We start from the raw sequence: 3,264 nt of genomic DNA, 5'->3' as shown, positions 1-3,264 counted from the left end.
GCGGCGGAGCCGGGCGCAGCGGGTCGCCGCCGTCTGCACGGCGATCGCAAGCGCGGCGGAGCCGGGCGCAGCGGGTCGCCGCCGTCTGCGCAACGCTAGGGCTGCGTAGCGGTGCCCGGCTGCGGCTGCCCTGGCGGGGGCGCCGGCTCCGCCGGCGGTGGTGGCAGCTCGCCTGCGGGTGCGGGTCCGGGCTCGGGCGGCGGTAGGAAACCCGGAGGGGGCGGGAAACCGGGCGGCGGCGGGAAGTCCGGCGGCGGTGGGAAACCCGGAGGTGGCGGGAAACCCGGCGGCGGTGGGAAACCCGGAGGTGGCGGGTCGGCCGGCGGCGGAACCTCAGACCCTGGCGGCGGCGGTTCGCCGGCACCCGGCGGCGGCACGGCCGGCGTCGGGTTGGCGGCGGGCGCCAAGGTATCCGGGCACATCTCGCGTTGCGCCCCGTCGATCATGACCTTGGTGACACCGTCGACAACCTTCGTGCCGAACCGGTCCTTGGCCGGGCGACCCTTCCGCAGGTTCTCGCAGATGATCTTGCCGAACTGCACCGCACCGGACGGGGTGGTCAGCCCGGGACTGTTCTGATACTTGAAGCCGTGCGACTCAAGGTAACTGAGGTAGCTCTTCTCGTCGGCCTGTGCCGGCGCCGCGGCGTAGATCAGGATTCCGGGGATCAGCGTCGTCGCCGCCAGCCGCCACTTCATGGGACAGAACTGTAGACGGTGACGGCCGCGGCGACACGTTGAGTGGGCTGCGTCTCAGCCCAGGCGGCGCAGCCCGCGGTACTGCATCACCGCGAAGAACGCCGTGTAGACCGCGCTCGCCAGCATCGCCACCACGCCGATTCCGGTCAGCGGCAGCACGCCGGCCTCGACCACTCCGATAGCGGCAATGGTGCATGCCACATTGGCGGCGATCACGCCGATACCGGCGCGACGCAGGTCCGGCAGCGCGGACAGGAAATAGACCACGACGCCATAGAGGATGCAGAAGGCGGCCAACGCGTATTCGTGAGCCACTGTGAGGCCCTCCAGGGCTGCCATGGGGCGAGCGGCGAACACACCGGCCAAGCCGATGGTTCCGGTGATGGCGGCGTCGGCGCGAAGCGCGAAGCGCAACAACGAGTCGGTCGAGTCGGACAAGACCGGGGTGGTGATGGCGGTCATGAGGAAATCCCTTCGGGTGTGGTGCGGACACCCTCGACCTTCCGGCGCAACCGCTGCCACATCGACCCGTGGCACTGCCAAGCACTGCCAAACGCAGGTCAGAGAGCCGGCGACACCGTCATCCGGCCGCGCAGGTCGGCGGCGATCACCCGGGCCCCGGCGTTCTGCCAGTTGTGCAGCGAACGCTGCGGCACCTCGGTGACCAGCCACTGCCAGGCCTGGCGGGCGGTGGGGTCCAGTCCGGCCGCGGTGGCGTTCTGCGCGTAGGCACGCACACCGACCACGTAAGGGAAATACAGGGCGTTGTAGTGCCGCCACTGTTCGGTGGTGCCGAACTCGCCGCAGTCACGCGGCTTTAGCGCGGCGATCCGGTCGGCCAGCAGAGCCTTGAGTTCGTTGGCTCGTTCCAGCGGCGCATCGGGCGCGCCGCGGGCGGCCAATCGCTCGTCGATGACCGGTAACGCGGTCAAGGGGCTGGCGACAAGCTTCGACAGGTCCCCGTAATGCCCCAACGCCCGGCGGGTCAGCCGGACGAAGGTCTCCTCGTCGAGGTCGTCGAGCGGCCCGGTCGAGCGCAGGGCCAGCGCCGCCTCGGTGCCGCGCAACACCGCGCGATCGGCGCGCAACGCCGGGGAGCGCCAGAACGCCAGCCGGTCCCACAACCCGGCCAGCCGATCGACGAACACCTGGACCTCGATCCCCACCGCGATCGTGGTGAACAGCAGCACCGTCAGCGCGGTCTGCGCCACTGGCTCGGGCCGGGTCAACCACAAACCGATCAGCGCCTGCCCACCCAGCAATGCCGCCATCGCGACGCAGGCAAGAAACGACCGCAGCATGTCCAGCCGCAGTGCCTGCCCCTCGTCGAAGGCGTCCCAGAGCGCCACCGCCAGGCCCAGCAGCAGCACGTCGACACCGGTGCTGGCCAGTGCGATCCCACTGGGCACCACGCCCAGCGGGATGATCAAGATCGCATTGGCCAAGGCGAAGAACAGCGTCGCGACCGCAGCCACCCCCAGCACCGAACCGGGCTGCGCGGGCCGGATCAGTGCCTTGACCATCGCCGCCAAGGTCGACACCGAGATCACCACGAACAGCAGCCAGTGACCGGGCCCCGGCGGGCCTTCGACGCTGCCGGCCCAGGTCGCTCCGATCAGTGCCGCAGCCGCAACCACGCCGATGAACGTCACGTCGCGCGCGCGGCCGGTCCAGCGATCACACGGCCGGGCCAGCTCCAACAGCACCGCGAACCAGGCCACCCCGGGAACCACCGCCAGGTAGATCTCTACCCGCCCGAGCAGCACCGGATGCCACACCGCACGGATCGCGTCGGCGGCCACCACGGCAGCAAAGCCGCACAACCCGACCGCGGCCAGCACCAGCACCGGTTTGCGCGGGTCGCGCGCCAACAGATACATCCCGAGCCACCAACTCAGGGTGAAGACCAGCGCCGACAACACAACCACGGATCGCTACTGTCCAAATCTCCGGTGCCGCACGCTGTAGTCGCGCAGCGCTCGCAGGAAGTCGACCCGACGAAACGCCGGCCAGTGCGCCTCAGTGAACCACATCTCCGAGTAGGCGCTCTGCCACAGCAAGAAGCCGGACAGCCGCTGTTCCCCGGAGGTGCGAATCACCAGGTCCGGGTCGGGCTGGCCCGAGGTGTAGAGGTTCTCCGAGATGCCCTCGACAGTCACCGCGTCCACCAGTTCCTCGGCCGTGGCGCCGTTGGCCAGCTGCTTGCCGAGCAGGCCACGCACCGCGTCGACGATCTCTTGCCGGCCGCCGTAGCCCACGGCGACATTGACGTGCAGGCGCGAGGCACCGCCGTCGTTGCACGCGGTGCTCTCTACCGCCTCACGCAGTCGACGAGCTGGTTCTTCGCCCAGCAGCGCCAGGTCGCCGACGGTGCGAACGCTCCATCGGTTCGCGGGCGCGCAGATCTCCTCCACCACGTCGGTGATGATCTCGATGAGGGCAGCCAGTTCGGCGGGGTCGCGCTGCAGGTTCTCGGTGGACAGCAGGTAGACGGTGGCCATCTCGATGCCCGCGTCGGCGCACCAGCGCAGCATCTCGGCGATCTTGGCCGCGCCCATCCGGTAGC

Annotated in this window: 4 protein-coding genes; all 4 read right to left on the bottom strand. The window is 69.9% G+C overall.

The features are described 5' to 3' along the window. Nucleotides 1-95: 95 nt before the first annotated feature. Complete coding sequence (locus tag LI94_RS20665; RefSeq protein WP_046302398.1) at nt 96-698, bottom strand: DUF732 domain-containing protein; 603 nt, start codon at nt 696-698, stop codon at nt 96-98. Nucleotides 699-752: 54 nt separating this feature from the next. Next, nucleotides 753-1,160, bottom strand: coding sequence for a hypothetical protein (locus tag LI94_RS20660; protein ID WP_046302397.1), 408 nt, complete (start codon nt 1,158-1,160; stop codon nt 753-755). Nucleotides 1,161-1,258: 98 nt separating this feature from the next. Continuing rightward, complete coding sequence (locus tag LI94_RS20655) at nt 1,259-2,626, bottom strand: hypothetical protein (protein WP_125078715.1); 1,368 nt, start codon at nt 2,624-2,626, stop codon at nt 1,259-1,261. Between the two features lie 6 nt (nt 2,627-2,632). After that, on the bottom strand, nt 2,633-3,264 hold a 632-nt coding region (uppS, locus tag LI94_RS20650; RefSeq protein WP_046302396.1), incomplete at its 5' end, for a (2Z,6E)-farnesyl diphosphate synthase.

This window comes from Mycobacterium sp. UM_Kg27 (assembly GCF_000972905.1).
Lineage (GTDB): Bacteria > Actinomycetota > Actinomycetes > Mycobacteriales > Mycobacteriaceae > Mycobacterium.
This window is presented reverse-complemented; position numbering and strand designations above follow the sequence as displayed.

Bases quoted from the DNA above. Each gene is read 5' to 3' on its own strand.
- LI94_RS20665 (WP_046302398.1), bottom strand. From the start codon at position 698: ATGAAGTGGCGGCTGGCGGCGACGACGCTGATCCCCGGAATCCTGATC.
- LI94_RS20660 (WP_046302397.1), bottom strand. From the start codon at position 1,160: ATGACCGCCATCACCACCCCGGTCTTGTCCGACTCGACCGACTCGTTG.